Genomic DNA, 19,416 nt, shown 5'->3' on the forward strand with positions numbered 1-19,416 from the left:
TTTTCCGTAATAGGCCTATGCTCAACCGTTTGCTCCGCCAGATACGCGACTACTTCAACTTCTCGCAACGCGAGCTCAACGGCTTTCTCATACTCATCTTGGCCATGGCGGTCTTCATTGCCGCGCCCTTTCTACTGTATCAAGAAGATGAGCCCTACGACCCCACTACGGACCAGAAAATCCTTGACAGCTTAGTAATACAACTAGACACAAAAGCCGCACATGTAGCCGAGGAGCGGGCCAACCGCTACCGCAAGAAACCGATCAAACTTTACCGCTTCAATCCTAACCAACTCAACGTGGCGCAGTGGCAGGAGCTGGGGCTGAACAAATACATCGCCCAACGAATTCTGAACTACCGCGCCAAGGCTGGAGACTTCAAAAGCAAAGCGCAACTACAGAAGATTTACGGATTGCCAGATTCGCTCTTCCAACTGTGGTACCCATACATTGATTTGCCTGAGGAAAGTGCTGGCTATGCAAAGAGAGACGGCGAATCGTTTTCGGGCTCTTTTCCGGAAAACAGGCCAAAAACGGAGTATGCGCGCAAACGCTGGGAACTACAGCCCTTTGACTTGAACACGGCAGACACCACGCAACTCAAACAGATAAGAGGCATTGGGAGCAAACTGTCTCAGCGCATCGTCAAGTTCAGGGACAAGATGGGCGGCTTTCATTCGGTAAACCAGGTGGCTGAGGTGTACGGCTTGGCGCCGGAAGTGATAGACAGCGTGCGCAAATACACCTTCATCGCGCAGGGCGCCGGCCCGCAGAAACTCAACCTGAACACCGCTACGTTTGACCAGCTTCGTCAGCACCCATATATTGGTTTTAACCTGGCCAAGGCTATCATCAATTACCGCACCCAGCATGGCGCGTACGGCAGTGTGGAAGACCTGCGTAAAATCAAATTGATTGATGAGGCGGCCTTTCAGAAGATGCAACCTTATTTGACCGTGCAGTAATGTAGCGTCGTGGCACTGACACGACGGGTTTCTACGCAGAGGCAACGGTTCAATTTATCCAAGGCGCTGTCTACTCTTAAATACAGGATATCGTACCCCTCACCAATCTCGTTCCATAGAACCACGTCGTGTCGGTGCCACGATGCTACGTATTGCAATACGCGTCATTCTTGGTAATTTACCCCTTGCACAACACCTAACAAGCGCCTCCGTTTACACCGTATGCAAACTCCAGCCACGTCTCTGCCCAACCTGCTCAAACAGTACCAACGCCGCCTGCTCAACCTAAGCGGTTCCAACAGGTCTTTGGTGTTGTTGCGGCCGTCGGTGAGTCTGCATTTAGACGTGCATGCACTGGACCATACGCATAAAGGACCATCGTTTGAGTATGTAGAGGCCTTGCTGGCGGGTAAAGAGAAGATTGCCTTATGCGAGGTGGCCGACGGGCGTGATGCGGCCCTGGCGCCTTTGAATAAGCAACTGAAGACTATTCAGCGGCGGGCGCATATGATTTGGGAGGAGCGCGGCGCGAAGGAGTTGTTTGTAGGCTGGCCCTTCGTGGAAGGCGCGTTCCCGGACGGTACCTTGGTGCGCTGTCCTTTGCTGTTTTTTCCGGTTGAGTTGCAGGTGAACGAGAAACGCCAATGGCAACTAATTCGCCCCGAAGACCAGCCGCCCTTCTTCAACAAAAGCTTTTTGCTGGCTTACGCGCATTACCTCAACGTACCGGTAGACGAGGCGCTCATGGAACTGGACTTGGATGATTTCCCCTCGGACAGCCAGGCCTACAGAACCAAGCTCTACGAGACGCTGAAGGAAAGCAACATAGACCTCAACTTCAACCAGGAGCTGTTCACCAACATTCTGCAAGCCTTCAAAACCTATAAGCGCGAAGACCTGGAGAAGACCTGGAAGCCGGGGCAACTCAAGCTTCAGCCCGAGGCCGTGCTGGGCATCTTTCCGCAGGCCGGTTCTTACCAGCTAACCGATTATGAGGAACTGCTGGAAAACCCGCCGGCAGAGTCTTTAGAGGAATTGCTCTTGCCTCAAACCGAAGTAAATCCCGCCATTGCCGCCCTGGAACAGCAATTGTTTACCGCCTTTGACGCAGACGCCTCGCAGGAAGCCGCGCTTAAGCAGGTGAAGTCGGGGCAGAGCGTGGTGGTGCAGGGACCTCCGGGCACGGGTAAGTCCCAGCTCATCTGCAACTTGGTCTCTGACTATCTGGCGCGCGGCAAAACAGTGTTGGTGGTCTGTCAGAAACGCGCCGCCTTGGACGTGGTGTATTCCAGATTGTCCACGCAAGGCTTAGATAAGTTTGCGGCGCTGGTGCATGACTTGAATCTGGATAGAGGCTTGGTCTTCAATAAAATCCGTCAGCAGATTGAGCAGGTAGACGAATATCAGCGCCAGGACAAAACGCTGGGCAACGTGCACGCCGAGCGTCAGTTTCTGGAAGTGAGCCGGCGCATCAACCAAATCTCTGAGCGGCTCAACTCATTGAAAGAAGCCCTGTTTGACACTAGCGTCTGCGGTTGGAGTGTAAAGGAATTGTACCTCCGGAGCAATCTGCGCGCGCCGCAACTGCCGCTGGAAAATAACTACCTGCCGTTCACGGCGCAGACCTGGCAAGAGGAGCGGCCGCGCCTGATGCACTATTTGCAAGACGCCGTGACCTTGCAAGCCCCAGATTTCCCGTGGAACGAGCGAAGAAGTTTCCAACACCATACCTGGAACGAGCGGCAAAAACTTCTGCAATTACTAACGGAAATCCCAGCGGCGGTGCAGGAGAATGCCAAATCATTAGCACCCTTGCTTCCCGCACAAGCCGAGCCCTGGGATGCCTTGCAGGCTTTGCTTCAAGAGCTTTCCACCTTACAAACATTGCAACATGACTTGCAGGAAAAAACCGTTTTTAGGCTGTTTTTCGGGAATCTGGGCAAAAACACGAACCAGCGCGAGGCGGAAGGATTATTCACCAAAATACAGCAACAGACCAAGGCCACATCGGTGCAACTATCTGCCATGGAAGCCGACCAGCTACGGCGGTTGCTACAGAGCCATGACGAGGCGCAATCAGGTTTCTTCGGGATGATAAAGTGGCAGTTTGCGCAGGAGCGGAAGCAATTACAGACATTTGCCGAGCAGAAGAAAATCACCCACGCAGACACTGCCACGGAGCAGTTACGCGAGGCCTTGCAGAACTGGGACGGCTTGCAAACGCAGTGGAAGCAGCTGCAAGTACTAGAACCAACATTAGAGATTCTGGAGGAGCTGTTTTCACCGCAAGCCAATACAGAATTGACCGCTTTGCAAAAAGCTTGGGAATTGCGGTCACAGCTACAGCAACTGGTGGCGTATGACGTCTTGCCAGAAGAGGTTTTGCAGATGCGCCCTGAGCGTTTTCAGGCTGTTTTCTCAGAATCTCTGCCAAAACTGAAACTGCTGGAGGAGCGGCAGAACGAGTGGGAGAAGTGGCTCACCGAAGGCCAGATTGAACAGCTGGCTGTGGACCCTTCGGCCGTCACGCGCCTGTCCCAGAGCCTAGCAGAAAACTTCGACCGGTTGGTGGCTTATGATGCCTTGTTGGCTTCTTTCTCACCAGAACTCAAGGCTTGGTTAGCACAACTTCGGCAAGCGGTGCCAGAAGGCATTGAGGCGCAGTTGCAGGCCATGGAGAACAGCATTTACCTGGCCTGGATTCAGCATATAGAAGCCAAATATCCAGTGTTGACCATGGTGAGTACCGGCGAACTGGAGCGTCTTGAAGCCGAGTTGCAGGAAGCCATTCAGCGCAAAGCAGAACTAAGTAGGCAGATCATTCTCTTAAATCTACGCGAGCAGACGTTCAAAAACATGGAGTACAACCGCCTGGGTAATCCGGTGACGTACCGTAGATTGCTCACGCAGGTAAGTAAGAAAAGACAGCTCTATCCCTTGCGCAAATTGCAGGCGCAGTTCGGGGAAGAAGTGTTGCGTTTGTTACCTTGCTGGCTAGCCTCGCCCGAGACGGTGTCGGCGTTGTTCCCGCTGGAGCGCGTGTTTGACCTGGTTATTTTTGACGAGGCTTCGCAGTGCTTCGCCGAAGTGGGAATCCCGGCCATGATGCGCGGCAAGCAGGCCGTCATTGCCGGTGATGAGCAACAACTAGGACCTTCAGATTTATACCGCGTGCGCTTCGGTGGCGAGGAAGACGAGGCCGAGGAACTGGTGGTGGAATCCCTGTTGCAACTGAGCGCTTTGCACTTGCCGCAGACCCTGCTCACCGAACATTACCGAAGCCAGTACCCAGAACTCATCCAGTTCTCCAACCAGCATTTCTACCGCCACAAACTACAACTCATCCCCAAGCAGGAGGCCATGAACAGCACCCAGCCCGCGTTGCAGTTCTTGAAAGTGGACGGCCTTTGGCAAGACCAAACCAACCGGCCAGAGGCAGAGCGTGTGCGCGATTTAGTCTTTGAACTGATGGCCCAAGACGAGACTGACATTGGCGTGATTACCTTCAACTTCCCGCAACAGCAATTGGTACAGGACCTACTGGAAGAACAGGCGCTGGGGCAGAACATGCAACTGCCCGAGGCGCTCATCATCAAGAACATTGAGAACATCCAGGGCGACGAGCGGCAGTTCATCATTTTCTCCATTGGCTACGCGCCAGACGTGAACGGCGTGGTGCGCGCGCAGTTCGGGAGTTTGAATGCCGCCAAAGGTGAGAACAGGCTGAACGTGGCCATTACGCGCGCCATCAAACGCGTGTACGTGGTGACTAGTCTGTGGCCAGAGCAGTTCCCCGTGGAGAACGTGAAGCATGTTGGTCCCAAGCTCTTGCGGGACTACCTGGCTTTTGCCAAACAGGTCAGCGAGAACGGTTTTATTCCTCAACCTGCGCCGGTTGGACAGGTGCCTTCCTCCGCATTATTGTACCCAGCGATTTTGGCCTCTTTTGGCCAAAACAGCCCAAAAACGGAGGTTCAAGCAGAACTTCCGTTCGCAGACCTTACTTTCCGAAACGAGGGGCGCTATCAAGCCGTACTACTCACCGACGACGACTTGTATTACAGACGCCCATCCGCCAAAGCCACGCACGCCGATATGCCCTTCAGGCTAAGCGCAAGAGGCTGGAGGTTCGGTACCGTGTACAGTCGTCAGTTCTGGAGCCAGCCTGAACAGGTATGGCAAAAACTAACCGACTTGAGTACCCCAATACCATGACCTTAAAAGATAAAGTGCTTGAACTAACCGCCGGCCTCTGCCTCTTGGCAGTGGTGGCCTGTGACTCGGGCAACGCCAAAAATGAAGCAGCCACAGAAGACGGTTCCAGCAAGAAAGAGAAGAAAAAAGACAAGAACTCCGCCACAGACGGCTTTACAATAAGCACCGCCTATGAACTCACCGAGGTGAGCAAGATGGGCAAGAAAACCGTCCCTGAAAGCTCTGGCCTGGAAGCCTCTTCTGATGGAAATTTCTGGACCCACCCAGACGCCGGCAATGACGCGGTGCTGTACAAAGTAAACCTCTCCGGCGAGCTGCTGGAAACCATTACCCTGCAAGGAGCCCATAACACAGACTGGGAGGACATAACCCGCGGCCAAGACGGCTTCCTGTACCTGGGTGACATGGGCAACAATGAAAACACCCGGCGAGACCTACAGATTATCAAGGTAGACGAAAAGGGCAAAAAAGTGGTGGGCACCATCCCGTTCAAATACGCAGACCAAACCGAATTTCCGCCGGCAAAGCAAGACCTGAACTTTGATGTAGAGGGTTTCTTTCTGCAAGGCAACGCGTTCTACCTGTTCACTAAAAACAGAGGCAAGGGCAATGACTGGGTGAAACTCTACAAAGTGAACAATCAAACCGGCGCGGCCCAAACTGTGGCTCCCTTAGACAGCCTTGAGGTGAATACCAAAATCACGGCGGCAGACATTTCGCCAGATGGCAAGCATGTGGCTCTGCTGGGTGAAGAGTGGGTATACTTGTTTGACATCAGTAGCCCAGACCAGGTGTTTAAAGGCACCAAGCACCAGATTAAAATAGACAAAACGGGACAGGCCGAGGGCTTGATTTTTACCAACAACACAGACATGCTCATCAGCAATGAGAAGGGCAAACTCTTTCAGCTGAAGGCCAGGTAAACCTCACCCGCATTCAAAAGGATGATGATATAAAAACATGCCAGGCGCTAAGTAGTTTTCTGCTTAGCGCTTCTGCTTTCAAGTGAATTTTATGGAAAAGAGAATATTAGTAACCGGTGCCACTGGCACCGTGGGAAATGAAACGGTAAAAGCCCTTTCTGCCATGGGCGCGCACGTACGGGCCGGCCTCAGGTCTGTGGTGAAGGGCGAGAACCTCAAACGCCTGCCCGGGGTAGAAGTGGTGGAGATTGATTTTAGCCGACCTGCCACCCTTACCGCTGCTTTTACCGGCATTGACACTTCTTTCTTGATTACGCCTTTTGACGAGCATCAGGTAGAGATGGCCAAACAGTTGATTGACGCGGCGCAGAAGGCAGGGGTGCGGCACGTGGTGCGGCTGTCGGCGAGTGGGGCAGAAGCTGAGCCGGGCATCCAACTGGGCAGATGGCACCGCGAAGCGGAACAGTATCTGGAGGCTGCGCATCTTCATTATACCCACCTGCGGCCCACGTCTTTCATGCAGAACTTTGTGAACCAGCACGCGCAGAGCATTCAGGAAGAAAATGCCTTTTACCTGCCTCTGGGCAACGGCCGTGTGACCTACATTGACGTGCGGGACATTGCCGCGGTGGCCGCCAGCATACTGTTGCATCCAGAAGGGCATGACGGCATGGCCTATACACTTACCGGTGCAGAGGCGCTGTCTGGTGATGAGGTTGCCAGCGCTTTGTCACAGGCCACGGGCAGAGCCATTTCTTATGTAGACGTACCCGAGGAGGCCGCCCGAAATGCCATGCAGCAGCACCAATTGCCGGCCTGGATGATTGACAGCCTGTTGGAGTTGAACGGCATCTGCAAAGCCAATTACGCTTCCGGCACCACAGACACTGTGCAGGAAATCACTGGCAGACCGCCCCATACCTTCGCAGATTTCGCGGAGACCTATAAAGCCTGCTTCTAAAGTAAGCTTCTCTGGCAGTCCTCCGTTTTTGGCTAGTTTTCATGAAAACTGACCAAAAACGGAGGACTTTCTGTTTCCTCTAAAATGAGGATTGCCGCCCCTCCAGAAGATGCGTTCTGTCATCTCTTCCAGTTCCTGAATTCCTCGTTTAGAGTCTCGATTTGGTAAAGCCCTGATAACCAATAAAAAAAAAGATGGAAAATGTTTTGCAACTACATGATTGCGTTTATATTTGCAAACGTATGGTAGCATATTAAGAGCAGATGGAAACCAGAAGAGACGTATTTCAAGCCATAGCGGATCCTACCCGGCGCGCCATTATTTTGTTGCTGGCCGTGGGTTCTATGACCCCCAACGCCTTAGCCGAGCATTTTAACAGCAGCCGACAGGCGGTGTCTAAACACATTCAAATCTTAACCGAGTGTGAGATTCTGACGCAGGAGCAACAAGGCCGGGAAATCCATTACCACTTGAACAGCCAGAAGATGAAGGAGATTGAGAAATGGCTGGACCAGTTCAAACAGTTGCTGGCCCAACGCTTTGACCAGCTAGATGATGTATTGCAGAAACTTAAATCCAAAAAGAAATGAACAAGGCAATTCTCTTTAATTTTAAGGTAGACAAGGCCAACAAGCTAATTCAGGTGGAACGGTCTTTCAACGCCCCCAATGACCTGGTCTGGGCCGCCTGGACCGAGTCTGACATCCTGGACCAGTGGTGGGCGCCCAAACCCTACGTGGCGGTCACCAAATCAATGGATTTTAGAGAAGGGGGGCGTTGGCATTACTACATGCAGGGGCCAGAGGGAGACAAGCATTATTGCCTGTTTGACTACCAGAGCATCACCCCCTTGTCCTATTTTTCAGGGACAGACGCTTTCTGTGATGAGAACGCCGTGCCCAACCCTTCTATGCCCAGCGTGCAATGGGAAAATCGGTTTAGCCCAGAAGGAGAAAGCACCCTGGTGCATGTGCAGATGCGTTTTGAAAAGCTAGAAGACCTGGAAACCATTATCCAGATGGGCTTCAAAGAAGGCTTCACGGCTGGACTGGAGAACCTGGATCAGTACATCGCCGCGCAGTTTTACCTGCGTAAGCAAAACAAACCAGACAACAAGGCCAGGGTGACTGCATATTTGAACTTCCCGGGCAATACAGAGGAGGCTTTCACTTTTTACAAATCAGTGTTCAGGACCGAATTTGTGAATGGTATTAAACGGTTTGGCGAAATCCCCGCCGGGCCCAACCAGCCTGTTGTGGCAGAAGAAGTGAAGAAAATGGTCTTGCATGTGGAACTGCCCTTGTTAGGAGATTTTGTGCTGATGGGCACAGACGCCCCCAAAGAAATGGGCTTTACCCTCACTCCCGGAAACAACATGCACATTAGCCTGGAGCCAGCGTCTATGGAAGAGGCCACCCGGCTTTTCACGGAGCTGTCTATAGAAGGTGAGATTGAAATGCCCTTGCAGGAAATGTTTTACGGGGCGTATTATGCGGGCTTCAGAGACAAGTACGGCATTAACTGGATGATCAACTACCAACCTAAATAACCTTTTACCTTCTCATGAAACAGAAAATCTTAACCGTCCTGTGCGTGTTGCTGGGGCTGTTGCTTCTTAACGGCGGCCTGAACAAGTTCTTCAACTACATGCCTGTGCCAGAAAACCTGCCCGCTGAACTGGTAAAAGACACCACCGCTCTGATGGAAATCTCTTGGTTGATGCCGCTCATTGGCGCCGCAGAAATCCTTGGCGGAATATTAATCATGTTTCCCAGAACGAGGGCCTTGGGTGCCTTGGTGATTTTTCCGGTGATGGTAGGCGTTCTATTGACGCACGTTTTGGTGGAGCCGGGCGGGTTGCCCATCGCCTTGGTCATCTGGGCCATCCTCCTCTGGATAATCTTTGAGAACAGAAGAAAGTACCTGCCGCTCATAGGATAGAAAATAATGCGGTATTTAGTACACTCCCTCTTTTAAGAAAGAACCCCAAGAGAAACCATGGAAAAGTAAAAAGCCCTGCTGATACACCAGCAGGGCTTTTTTTAGAAAGTATAGCTAAAAGCTACGGCTTATCTTCCTCTGTTGGAAGAAGAACCTCCTCTGGAAGAAGAGCTTCCGCCGCGGTTGCTTCCGCTAGAATAGTCGTCTCCGTCGCTACCGTAAGAGGTGCGGCCCATGTCTGAGCTGTCATAGCCAGAACCGCCTCCGCCGTAGTTAGAGTTTCCGGATTGGCCGCCGTAGTTGCCACTGCTCATAGAGCCGTAACCGCTAGAAGAACCATAGGAAGAACCTCCCTGGCCGTAGCCGCCCATGCCATAGTCACGGTTTTGGTCGCCGTAGCCACCACCGGTCATAGAGCCGCCGTGGCTACCTTGGCTAGAAGAACCGTAGCCACCGCGTGAACCCATGTCATTGCCCATGTTGCCGTAGTTACCGCCTTGTGAGCCAGAGCCGGCGCCGTAAGTAGAGCCACCGTAGTTGCCACCACCCATGGAGCCATAGCCTTGTGAGCTGCGTGATCCAAAGTCGCCGCCTTGTGAGTTGTGGCTGCTGTAACCGCCTTGGCCTGAGCCGTAGCTGCTATTGCCCATAGAGCCAGAGCCACCGCTCATAGAACCGTAGCCGCTTGAGTCGCCGTAGCCGCCGCTGCCCATGTTAGAGCCGCGTGATCCCTGCCACTCTTGGTTGGCACCCTGTGAAGAAGAACCGTAGCCGCCTCTGGAGCCCATGTCTGTGTTGCCGTAGCCACCGCGTGAGCCCATGTCTGAACCTGAACCGTAGCTAGAGCCACCGTAGTTGCTGCCGCCCATAGATGAGCCGCTGTGACCGCCCTGGCCGTAGCTAGAGCCGCCATAGCTTTGGCCTCGGTTGCTAGAACCACCGTCAAAGTCTTGATTTCCGTCATAGCCACCGCGTGATGATCCACCGCGTGAGCCGTACTCTTCGCCGTAAGATCCTCCTCTAGAACCCATGGCTCCGTAAGAACCTGAGTTTTGGTTGCTATAGCCTTGGCTGTAACCTCCCTGGCCTCTGTTGCCTTGGTTGCTGTTGCCATGCATGCCATAACCGCTCTCGTTGCCGTAGCCCATTTGGTTGCCATAGTAGCCAGAGCCACCATAGTTGGAGTAGCCGCCGCGGTCAGACTCAGAACGAGAAGAGTTGCCGGAGTAGCCTCCTTGTGAACTCATGCCGTATGGGTTGCTGCCCATGGAACCGTAGCCCCCTTGGTGAGAGCCCCCGTAGTTGCCGCCCATGGAGCCAGATCCGCCACTATAGCCGCCTTGGCCATAGTTGCTTCCGCCCATGTTGCCGCTGCCCATAGAAGAGCCGTAGCCTCCCTGGCCGTAGTTAGAGCCACCCTGCTGTCCCCAGCTTTCACCGTGCTGTTGGCCAGAACCGCCGTAGTTACCGCCCATAGAGCCTTGACCATAGCCGCCTTGGCCGTAGTCACCGCCTTGTGAATTGTAACCACCTTGTCCGTACTGACCGCCGCCCATGTTGCCACCGCCCATGGAGCCGGCGTTGCGCATGGAGTCAGAGTTTCCGTTCATCATAGAGTCATTGTCCTGTCCCATACCCGAAGAGTTGGAGGCAGAAGAACCGCTCTTAGAAGAAGCAGATTTGCCAGAAGATTTAGAGGTGGAAGAACCAGACTTAGAGCTGCTGGCCTTGGGAGTAGAAGATTTGCTGCTGCTGCTTTTCTTGTCTGAGGTACCCGCAGAAAGGGTAGAAGAAGAAGCGCCTTTTGATGAGGTAGAAGATCCCTTTTTAGAAGAGCTGGAACCGGAGCCCATGCTGCTGCTAGAAGAGATGCCGGCACCGGTGGTGCTGCCACTCATGCCACCGCCAGAGGTGCCGCTGCCCATGCTGCCGCTTGCTCCAGAGATGCCAGAAGATCCAGACGTACCAGAAGAAGATGAACCAGAACCCATGCTGCTGCCGGTAGAACCGCTAGCGCCTGTATTGCCCATAGAACCACCAGTGGTTGATCCTAGATTGCTGCTGCTGTTTTGATCTTTTTGATTGTCTTTCATAGTTAATTCTCCTTGTTAAAGTTTTTTGAATGGTTAGGTTTGGTGTTTACCTGCCGGGGCAATACAGATGAACCAAAACACCCATGGTAGCCCGCACACAGCAAGTGCTAAATCTATACGAGCGCAAATAGGCATTGTTCACAACCTAATGTGAATTTTTAATCAAGCAAGAATGAATAGAATGTTAAAGGTGCGCGCAAAAACAGTTGTACACAGTCAGTTGCAATGGTGTGCTTTATGACCGCTGAATCAAAGAATTGTAATATTTGAATATGTCTATTTAGAGCCGCCCGAAGAAGGGGAAGAGTCAATAATGTCATTGACCGGCGAGGTGGCCGGTATGGTGTCTTTCACGCCCTCAATCAACTCTATGGCCTCTTCATGGTCTTCCTGGTCCGCCACAGGCACATCATGCTCATCTGCTTCCAGGGGTTCATAGTTTAACCTGATGAAAATAGGGAAGTGGTCTGATCCAAACTTGGGCAGGCGTTGCAACCTGATTAACCTAAACGCCGGGTCATAGAAAATATGGTCCAGGGAGTACCTGAAAAAAGGAATCAAGGCATTGTAGGTGTTATAGAAACCACGGCCTATGCGCGGGTCCAACAAACCACTGATTTTTCTAAAGAGATTGGTAGAATAAGACCACGCTACATCATTCAAATCACCGGCTACAATGCTGGCCCATGGCGAGTCTTTTGCCATCTTGGCCACGGTCAACAATTCGGCCTCGCGGGTGTCTGTGTCCTTGTCAAAATGCGGGGGCTGCGGGTGCACCGTGAACAGGTCAAACTTCTTGCCGGTAGGCAGTTCCACTAAGGCATAAAAAGAAGGAATGCCTTCCTCTACCAGAAACCTGATGTCTACGTGACTCAACGGAAACTTGCTGAAGAACATCATGCCGTACGTGTTCTCCAAAGGCTTCTTGATGGCATACGGGTAGCGGGCGTCTAGCTCACTGAGCGCATCTGCCCACCGCTGGTTGGGTTCATTGATGAGCAGCATGTCTGGGTCTGTCTGCTTCACCAGTTTCAGGAAGCGTTCATAGCGTTTGTTGGACATGCGCACATTGGAAATCATAAACCCGAACGAGTTCTTGGGTGCCTTTATCTTAGACCGCAAGGCCTGCACCGGCACAAACGGCGTGTACCGGTACACGTGGATGATCTCATTCACAATGCCCAGCACCAGCAGCCCCGCAAACAGCTTGGCTGCTGTAGTCTCATACCCATAAAAATACCCGTACGCGCCCAGGATGAACGTGCTGAATAAGGCAATCTGTACACGTGGAAAGTCCAGTACCCTGATCCACCAGTAGGTGCTTTTAACCAGGGTGAGCAAGGAGGCTAGAATAAAGAAACCTCCGAAGAGTTCAAGGACGAATTTCATACGCAGGGCATTGATAGAGTCGGTACAAATACTCAGAAAAGCACAGGAAAGTTGCCCCCTGGAAAACACCAGAAAAGCCAACCCACCGCGAGGGGCGTTTTTAGCCTGTTTTCCGGAAAAATGACCAAAAACGAGGCTCGCGTTTACCTGTTAAAATTTATACGGCGCTAATGGGAGAGGGATAGAATTAAAAAGAAACCACCAGCGCTGAAAGCCAGGAAAGAAACAAAGTCCCATGAAAAAACCTCCGTTTTTGGCCTGAAATCTGGAAATCAGGCCAAAAACGGAGGTTGTAGAAATTTGTCAGTTTATTTACTGTGCGGCTTTCTCTACGCGCACGCCAATGGCCATGATGGAAGGCAACGGGTCCTGGCGCATGTACTGGCTTACCTTGAGCTTGTATTGGCCGGGCTTGGCAAACTTCACGCTCTTCAAGGCCCTGAACTGGTGGTCAAAGATATCACCGGCGCCGTTGCCTCTGGGTTCACCGGTTTTAGGGTCCATGAGGTACATTTCATGCAGCGCCGAACTGATCTGCTTGCCGTCTGGACCAACTAAATAATGCCGCAAGTACAGGTTATAGAACTGGTAGCCTATGGTATTGCGCACGTTAAAGAAGACATTGTACTGCTGCGTAGTGTCTGTGATCTCAAAGGTGAACGTGGGCGTGAGCTTGACCGGCCAATGGTTGTTGGGCAGGTCCTGGTTTTCTTCATACACCCGGTTGGCGTCACAGCTGCCCAGCGTCCAGCTTAGGCACAACAGCACCACTACGGTCAATAAACGGTTCAGGGTCATGAGGCGTCTGCGTTAGAAGGTCCAGATGGCGTGTCACCGCCTCCGTTGGGTTTGCGGTTACGGTTGTTTCTGTTGCGGTTGCGTCTTGGGCGGTTCTGGCCTTCTGGTCTGGGGCCGCGATCTTCTGGCGTACCCGTTGCCGCTGCTACCGGAGTTCCTTCTGCCGGAGTGCTACCCCCAGCGCCCGCCTGGGGCTGCGGACGAGGTTCGCGTTCGCCTTGGTTGAGACGTGGGCCACGCTCCTGTCTAGGCGGTCTGCCGCCTTCTGGCCGCGGTGGCCGGTTGCCGCCTTCGCGTTCAGGTCTGGGAGCCCGTTCTTCTCTTGGCGCACGGTCTTCTTGCGGGCCAGCCACTCGGTTTTGGTCGCGCTCTGGGCGGTTTCTGCCCTCAGGACGGTTGCCGGTTCTTTCTGGTCTGGCTGGTCTTCCTTCGCCTGAATTTCTTTCTGGTCTTCCCTGTCTTTCTGGGCGGCTGGTGGCTGTTCCGGCTTGCCCCGACGGGCGGTCACGGCGCACTTCTGGAGTTGGAGCGGCGTTGGCCAAAACCTCACCCGCCGTGGCTTCTGTGCCAGAGCCGCCTTTCTTTTTCTTTTTGCGTTTCTTTTTGCTTTTGCTGTATTGGTCGTCCAGGCGGTCCAAGTTGCCTTCCAGGGCTTCTACAAAGTCCACTACTTCTGGCTGCTGCTGCTTCACCTCTTCGGCCAGGTTCTCGGGCATCTCGCCGGCGGCGTTCATCTTCAAGACTTCATGCACGCGGTCTACGGTCACCGGGAACCAGTTGCTGTCGCCGCGGTACCCAAACCACATGATGCGTCTGAAGATGTCTGTCTTTTGCAAGAAAGCGTCTCCGGCCTTGGTCTGCAACGGGCGGTTCACGTTAGGAATGTCTTTGAGGGCATCCATGTACGTTTCCAGCTCATAGTTAAGGCAGCATTTGAGGCGTCCGCACTGACCAGAAAGTTTGCTGGGGTTCAAAGACAGGTTCTGGTAGCGCGCCGCCGTGGTGGAAACGCTCCTGAAATCGGTGAGCCAGGTAGAGCAGCACAGTTCGCGGCCGCAGGAGCCAATGCCACCTAAACGGCCAGCCTCATGGCGCAGGCTAATCTGGCGCATCTCAATCCTGATCTTGAACTCCTCGGCTAACTTTTTGATAAGTTCCCTGAAGTCCACGCGGTCATCCGCTGAGTAGAAGAAGGTGGCTTTGGTTTTGTCTGCCTGGTACTCTACGTCAGAGAGTTTCATTTTGAGCTTAAGCTCCTGGATGATGGCTCTGGCGCGGTACATGGTGGTAGATTCCTGCTCCCGGGCATGGTTGAACTTCTCCATGTCCTTCTCGGTGGCTACGCGGTAGATACTGCGGATCTCGTCGTTGTTCTGAACCTTCTTTTTGTTCATCTGCAGGCGCACCAATTCGCCTTTCAAAGACACGTGGCCAATGTGGTGGCCGTTGGGTACGTCTACTACCACGGCATCGCCGGTGATGAGGGGCAGGTGGTTTACGTTTCGGAAGAACTCTTTCCGTCCGCCTTTGAATCTTATTTCAACTATGTCAAACTCTTTAAACGACACGGGTATTTCCATGTCTGAGAGCCAGTCAAATACATTTAATCGGTTGCAGCCTCCCGTGCTACACCCGCCGTTGCTTTTGCAGCCCGCAACTACCTCTGTGCCATCTGCACTGGTCGTCTTGGTGCCGCAGCCGCCACTAGAACATGAACTACATCCCACAGGTAAATTCCTTTATATAGATAATTCTTGTTTTCAAACTATTGGTCTCCCTTGCACTTCGGCAACGCACGCCTTCCCAAACTAATCAGTGATTTTTTGCCTGACGGTGAAATGATGACAGCCCCAGGCAGTGGGGAAGGTAAGACAATCCGGTCCTTATACGGCCATTCCGGAGACCCTAATTAACAAATATAATAACTTAATCCGAATAGGCAGGCACTCTTTTGCTACTTATCCACAGGCCGTTTTTGGCTTGTTTTCTGGAAAATAGCCCAAAAACCAACTCTGAAGGACAGGGGTATCCGCTTGATTATCAGGATGACAGCCGCTCTTTGATTTGGATAATTACGTTTCTTTTATTTATTTTATATTATGAATATGTTAAGGTCTGTTTGGATTATCCCAGAAGATGAAAACAAACTGCCTTTACTACCAAAAAGGAATCTCTTTCTAAGTAGCGTCTGCTTATCCCGCTTGGGACTTTTCTCTTTTTCGCGTTCACTTTTCGCTTACCTGCCGTAGGTTGGTGCCCCAGTTTTTCTCCTGACGGCGGCATGTGAGGTTTTCGCAGGTACCCTACCTGCTTCCATTAATAGTAACCAAACCTGAATTCTATGAAGATAAAATTTACTCTAACCCTTCTTTTCTGTTGGCAGGTGCTGTATTGCGCGGCGCAGATAGGTTCTTTCACGGCAAAGAAGTCTTTGGGAAATGACATGATTGCCCGAGAGGCTGCCAGCATGGTTTCTCTCAACAACAAGCTCTACATTTTAGGAGGGTATAACACCTCTGGAGGTCCCAAGGATTTAACCGAATACAACCCGGCCACGGGCGAATTGAAAAAGCTGAAAAACCTGGGTACAGGTCCCTCCAATCCGCTTAGGGAGAAAACAATGTTCCTGGTAAAGGGCAAACTCTATAATTTTAGCGGCTATGGAACGGGAGTTTCTATTTATGACCCGGGCCAGGATATTTGGTCTGTAGCTCACGCTCAGTTAGTCCCTGGCCTTATTCCAGATGCGGGCTTTGTCATCAATGATACCATTTTCATAACCTCGCAATCCAGCAACAACTTTTATTCTTATAACATTGTCTCTAATACTTTTACCAAGAGAGCCGCTTTGCCCGGACCAACCAGTAGGAGAGGGGCTGTTGCGTTTGAGATTAACGGCAAGGGATACTGGGGTACGGGCACCAACGGAGGTACAGACTCTTGTCCGCAGGCCGGGTGTTTCTTTAATGATTTCTATGAGTATGACGCGGTAGCCAATTTATGGACCGCCAAAGCTCCTTTGCCAACTGGTTTCAAATATGGGTCAGGAGCCAGCGTAAATGGCAAGGGCTATGCTGGGCTGGGCGAAGGCTATTATGATAACTACATGCCCAGAAACATGCAGTATTGGTATGAGTACAATCCCACTACCAATGCCTGGACCAAAAAGCAGAACCTGATGAACGTAAGCGATGCCACTCTTGCTTCGCCATACCATATCAAACAAGCTGCAGTTGCCTCTTTAGGGGGTGACCTTTATTTGTTTGGCGGAAACAGAAGTGCCCTCTCAACCGTGTATACAGACGACCTTTACAAATACAACCCTGCCTCTAACACCTGGACAGTGGTGGACTCAGACCTGGGGAAAAACAGAACGTCTGCAGTTGGTTTCTACAGTAATGGGAAAATCTATGCCGGCGGCGGCAATGACAGCGAGCCTCTTCGAGACTTCTGGCAATATGATTTGTCCACAGACACTTGGTCACCAAAGAGCGGCTTTTCAAGCACGTACAGTGAGCGAGCGGCAGTAGAAATAAATGGGAAAGGTTACACGGTAGGAGGTTATGATGCTACAATGCCAGCCGGCTCTACCTACAATAACTATACAGACTCTTTGCTGGAATACAATATTGCTGCTAACCAATGGACCGTAAAATCCCCTTATCCAGGAGGTAAGAGAAGAAGTATGGTAGCAGTGGCCTATAATGGTAAATTGTATGCGGGAGCAGGTGTCAACGCTAACGGCCATGGAAACAATAAAGATTTTTACGAGTTCAACCCGGCCTCCAATGCCTGGAAAAAGTTGGCAGACTTCCCAACGGACTTTAATTTAGCCAATGAAATCAAAAGTTTTGTAGTAGGTGACACCGCCTATTTGTTTAATGAGATTTACAGCAATTGGATGGTCTACAAATATGCTTTTGCCACCAATACCTGGACCCAGAAAGACATACCGGACGGCATGTCCATTCACCAAGCTTTTACCTTTAAGGGTAAAGGGTATGCGGTTTATTATACTGCGTTCACATATGGCATCTACGGGAATTTAGCTGAGTTTAGCCCTGCTACCAACACCTTCAAAGACATACTTACCTTCCCCTTTGAAACGGTAGGTCAATTGGTAGTACCCACTGACAACAGCATTTACTTTGGCTTTGGGCAATACAACTTCACGCAGACAGGAGCGTCTAGGAGCAACGTATGGATGGAGCTCAAGTTTGATGCTGATGTCTCTAAGCAAACAGGTACCTACACATCTAAGTCGCAGAACACAGACAACACCTGCGGTCCCTTTTTAGGAGCTAATGTCTTCCAGAGCTTATATGACCAAGAAGGTAAACTATTTGCCAGCCTCAATACAGGGAATAGCAGCTCTACCAGAAGTCTTTGTATGGAAGTAAACTCATTGGATCCATTACAGCCTTACAGAACCGCTGTAGGAAAATTTGGCCAACTCTACAATGAGAAGGTCATGTTCTTTAACCGAAGCCTTTTGATAGATGGCGGAGTGCAAGGAGGTGGGGGAAGAATCTTCACCACGGCGGCAGAACTCACCAGATTTGTCCAAGCCTTTAACACAGCGCACGGCACCAATAAGACTCTCAATGACATAAGAATCATCAGTTATTTTGAACACCTAAAGAATGATCATGATCCTTTGAACAACATCAACTCCTCTGAATACTATGACGTGTTAACCCCAACCGTTCACACGTATGGTGCAGACAGGTACTTAGAGTTTTTCAACACCGCCAATGAGTCGGCCAGAGGCGAAATCTACATCACCCTTTCCATAGACGCCACGCCGCCGGCGCCTACAGTGACTTCACAGGTCATCCTATGCCAGAACCATACGGCCACTGCCTTAACGGCTACTGGCACCAGCCTGAAATGGTATACCAGCGCCACCAGTGGTACCGGTTCAAGCACCGCCCCTGTGCCTAATACCAATACAGTGGGTACTACTTCTTACTGGGTAACGCAAACCAAAGACAATACAGAAAGTGCCCGGGCCAAGATTGACGTGACAGTGAATCCGCTTCCGGGCGCGTTGACAGGCTCCAATACCTGGCCTTCTACTATGCCACACAACGTAGCCACTACCTTTGCCGTGAATGCGCAGGTAGGCGCCACCAGCTATACCTGGACCGTGCCTACTGGTTTTGTGATCAATGCAGGGCAGGGCACTACGTCCATACAAGTGACGGGCTCATCACCGGGTGCGTCAGGTGAAATCTCTGTAAGGGCAGGGAATGCGTGTGGTCAGGGTCCGGCGCTTTCTAAAATGATTACCGTGGGCAAAGCAACCCCAACGGTAACCTTTAACAATGTGACTAGAACCTATAGTCCGGGTGCTTTTACCCTGGCGGCCACCAGCAACTCTACCGGGGCCATTACCTACACTCTTGTAGAAGAACTGACCACCACCTATCCAGGCAACATCACCCTCTCCGGCACGGGCAATGCTACGGTGCAAGTGGTCAAGTCTGGTAAGGTTAAAGTAAAGGCCACCGTGGCCGAGGATGGCGCGTATGTTGCGGGTTCTAAGGAGATGGAACTGACCATTACCAAAGCCGCCGGCACCGTTACGCTGTCTAACTTGGAGCAGGCGTACAACGGCCAACCTAAACCAGTATCGGTGACTACAAATCCGGCCGGGCTACAGGCTACAGTCAAGTATGACGGCTCTGCCACCGTTCCCAGCGCCGTGGGTACCTACGCCGTGACCGCCAGCATTCTAGATGACAACTATACCGGCGAAGGCTCTGGAACCCTGGTCATCAAAAACCTGACTGCCGCCCCTGATGAGGTGATGCTCCAATCCATTAGCCTTTTCCCCAATCCTACCACCGGCAGAGCCATGCTAGACGTGAAGAACGGACTGGTGGTACAAGTGAGCATCACAGACCTTGCCGGCCGGATGGTGATGAGCCAAACCTTGGTGAAAGGCAAGATGGAAGTGAACCTGGAAGGCAAAGCGCCCGGCGTGTACCTGGTGAAAGTGCACTCAGAAAGCAGAGGTACGCTCACCTTTAAACTGTACAAGCAATAGAAACCTATCCTTGACCACCTGCCAAAAGAGCCGCCCTTGAGAACTTTCAAGGGCGGCTCTTTCATATTCTGGCAGGTTA

Annotated in this window: 12 protein-coding genes; 8 read left to right on the forward strand and 4 right to left on the reverse strand. The window is 51.8% G+C overall.

Translation table 11 applies throughout. The annotated features are described in order from the left end of the window. Positions 1 to 17: 17 nt before the first annotated feature. From GU926_RS16705 to GU926_RS16735, 7 genes are all read left to right on the forward strand, one after another. The gene (locus tag GU926_RS16705; protein WP_160693893.1) at positions 18 to 965 is read left to right on the forward strand and encodes a ComEA family DNA-binding protein; all 948 of its coding nucleotides are present in this window, start codon (positions 18 to 20) and stop codon (positions 963 to 965) included. Positions 966 to 1,187: 222 nt separating this feature from the next. After that, positions 1,188 to 5,180 carry an AAA domain-containing protein gene (locus GU926_RS16710; RefSeq protein WP_160693895.1) on the forward strand — a complete coding sequence of 1,331 codons (3,993 nt, stop codon included), beginning with the start codon at positions 1,188 to 1,190 and terminating at the stop codon, positions 5,178 to 5,180. Beyond that, on the forward strand, positions 5,177 to 6,103 hold the full coding sequence (locus tag GU926_RS16715; protein WP_160693897.1) for an SdiA-regulated/phytase-like domain-containing protein: 927 nt from the start codon (positions 5,177 to 5,179) through the stop codon (positions 6,101 to 6,103). The genes GU926_RS16710 and GU926_RS16715 overlap by 4 nt, the downstream gene beginning before the upstream one ends. Positions 6,104 to 6,194: 91 nt before the next feature. After that, on the forward strand, positions 6,195 to 7,064 hold the full coding sequence (locus tag GU926_RS16720; protein WP_160693899.1) for an SDR family oxidoreductase: 870 nt from the start codon (positions 6,195 to 6,197) through the stop codon (positions 7,062 to 7,064). 263 nt (positions 7,065 to 7,327) lie between these two features. Next, positions 7,328 to 7,654: an ArsR/SmtB family transcription factor gene (locus GU926_RS16725; protein WP_160693901.1), complete on the forward strand. Its 327-nt coding sequence runs from the start codon at positions 7,328 to 7,330 to the stop codon at positions 7,652 to 7,654. Then, the gene (locus tag GU926_RS16730) at positions 7,651 to 8,613 is read left to right on the forward strand and encodes an SRPBCC domain-containing protein (RefSeq protein WP_160693903.1); all 963 of its coding nucleotides are present in this window, start codon (positions 7,651 to 7,653) and stop codon (positions 8,611 to 8,613) included. The genes GU926_RS16725 and GU926_RS16730 overlap by 4 nt, the downstream gene beginning before the upstream one ends. A 14-nt stretch (positions 8,614 to 8,627) precedes the next feature. After that, entirely contained in the window at positions 8,628 to 9,005 is a 378-nt protein-coding gene (locus tag GU926_RS16735; protein WP_160693905.1) for a DoxX family protein, read from the forward strand. 128 nt (positions 9,006 to 9,133) lie between these two features. On the opposite strand, the gene GU926_RS16740 is transcribed toward GU926_RS16735, so the two are convergent. From GU926_RS16740 to ricT, 4 genes are all read right to left on the reverse strand, one after another. Next, complete coding sequence (locus GU926_RS16740; RefSeq protein WP_160693907.1) at positions 9,134 to 11,098, reverse strand: hypothetical protein; 1,965 nt, start codon at positions 11,096 to 11,098, stop codon at positions 9,134 to 9,136. Positions 11,099 to 11,374: 276 nt separating this feature from the next. Then, the gene (locus GU926_RS16745; protein ID WP_160693909.1) at positions 11,375 to 12,487 is read right to left on the reverse strand and encodes an endonuclease/exonuclease/phosphatase family protein; all 1,113 of its coding nucleotides are present in this window, start codon (positions 12,485 to 12,487) and stop codon (positions 11,375 to 11,377) included. A 312-nt stretch (positions 12,488 to 12,799) separates the two neighbouring features. Continuing rightward, entirely contained in the window at positions 12,800 to 13,285 is a 486-nt protein-coding gene (locus tag GU926_RS16750) for a gliding motility lipoprotein GldH (protein ID WP_198001431.1), read from the reverse strand. Further along, complete coding sequence (ricT, locus tag GU926_RS16755; RefSeq protein ID WP_198001432.1) at positions 13,282 to 14,865, reverse strand: PSP1 domain-containing protein; 1,584 nt, start codon at positions 14,863 to 14,865, stop codon at positions 13,282 to 13,284. The genes GU926_RS16750 and ricT overlap by 4 nt, the downstream gene beginning before the upstream one ends. Positions 14,866 to 15,626: 761 nt before the next feature. Here ricT and GU926_RS16760 point away from each other — a divergent pair. Further along, positions 15,627 to 19,337, forward strand: coding sequence for a kelch repeat-containing protein (locus GU926_RS16760; RefSeq protein ID WP_160693913.1), 3,711 nt, complete (start codon positions 15,627 to 15,629; stop codon positions 19,335 to 19,337). Positions 19,338 to 19,416 lie beyond the last annotated feature (79 nt).

The organism is Nibribacter ruber, from assembly GCF_009913235.1.
Classification (GTDB): Bacteria; Bacteroidota; Bacteroidia; order Cytophagales; family Hymenobacteraceae; genus Nibribacter; species Nibribacter ruber.

What these genes read in the sequence shown, in the direction of transcription:
- GU926_RS16705 (WP_160693893.1), top strand. Translation starts at nt 18, where the DNA reads ATGCTCAACCGTTTGCTCCGCCAGATACGCGACTACTTCAACTTCTCG.
- GU926_RS16710 (WP_160693895.1), top strand. Translation starts at nt 1,188, where the DNA reads ATGCAAACTCCAGCCACGTCTCTGCCCAACCTGCTCAAACAGTACCAA.
- GU926_RS16715 (WP_160693897.1), top strand. Translation starts at nt 5,177, where the DNA reads ATGACCTTAAAAGATAAAGTGCTTGAACTAACCGCCGGCCTCTGCCTC.
- GU926_RS16720 (WP_160693899.1), top strand. Translation starts at nt 6,195, where the DNA reads ATGGAAAAGAGAATATTAGTAACCGGTGCCACTGGCACCGTGGGAAAT.
- GU926_RS16725 (WP_160693901.1), top strand. Translation starts at nt 7,328, where the DNA reads ATGGAAACCAGAAGAGACGTATTTCAAGCCATAGCGGATCCTACCCGG.
- GU926_RS16730 (WP_160693903.1), top strand. Translation starts at nt 7,651, where the DNA reads ATGAACAAGGCAATTCTCTTTAATTTTAAGGTAGACAAGGCCAACAAG.
- GU926_RS16735 (WP_160693905.1), top strand. Translation starts at nt 8,628, where the DNA reads ATGAAACAGAAAATCTTAACCGTCCTGTGCGTGTTGCTGGGGCTGTTG.
- GU926_RS16740 (WP_160693907.1), bottom strand. Translation starts at nt 11,098, where the DNA reads ATGAAAGACAATCAAAAAGATCAAAACAGCAGCAGCAATCTAGGATCA.
- GU926_RS16745 (WP_160693909.1), bottom strand. Translation starts at nt 12,487, where the DNA reads ATGAAATTCGTCCTTGAACTCTTCGGAGGTTTCTTTATTCTAGCCTCC.
- GU926_RS16750 (WP_198001431.1), bottom strand. Translation starts at nt 13,285, where the DNA reads ATGACCCTGAACCGTTTATTGACCGTAGTGGTGCTGTTGTGCCTAAGC.
- ricT (WP_198001432.1), bottom strand. Translation starts at nt 14,865, where the DNA reads ATGGAAATACCCGTGTCGTTTAAAGAGTTTGACATAGTTGAAATAAGA.
- GU926_RS16760 (WP_160693913.1), top strand. Translation starts at nt 15,627, where the DNA reads ATGAAGATAAAATTTACTCTAACCCTTCTTTTCTGTTGGCAGGTGCTG.